1 protein-coding gene is annotated in these 208 nt (G+C 50.5%); it reads left to right on the top strand.

Going from position 1 to position 208, the window contains the following annotated elements; genetic code table 11:
• Positions 1–102 precede the first annotated feature (102 nt).
• On the top strand, positions 103–208 hold a 106-nt coding region (locus tag KB213_RS13420; RefSeq protein WP_408903748.1), incomplete at its 3' end, for an FYDLN acid domain-containing protein.

The following is a 208-nucleotide window of genomic DNA, read 5'->3' as shown; positions in this document are numbered from 1 at the left end:
GAAAATTCCCCATTCTTCCCAAACGAAACACCTAAAAAACCCTAAAAACAATGACAGGCTCCGCTCAAGCTGGCATGGCCGCCCATCTCTAAATCCGTGGCAATGGTAGGCTTGCGCAACATGGCAAAACCCGAACTCGGTCTAAGACGGACATGCGATGATAGTGGTGTCCGCTTATATGACTTGAACCGAGTCCCCGCGATTTGCC

Source organism: Neokomagataea anthophila (genome assembly GCF_018122595.1).
Classification (GTDB): domain Bacteria; phylum Pseudomonadota; class Alphaproteobacteria; order Acetobacterales; family Acetobacteraceae; genus Gluconobacter; species Gluconobacter anthophilus.
The sequence above is the reverse complement of the archived record's forward strand: the minus strand, read 5'-3'. Positions and strand labels throughout refer to the sequence as shown.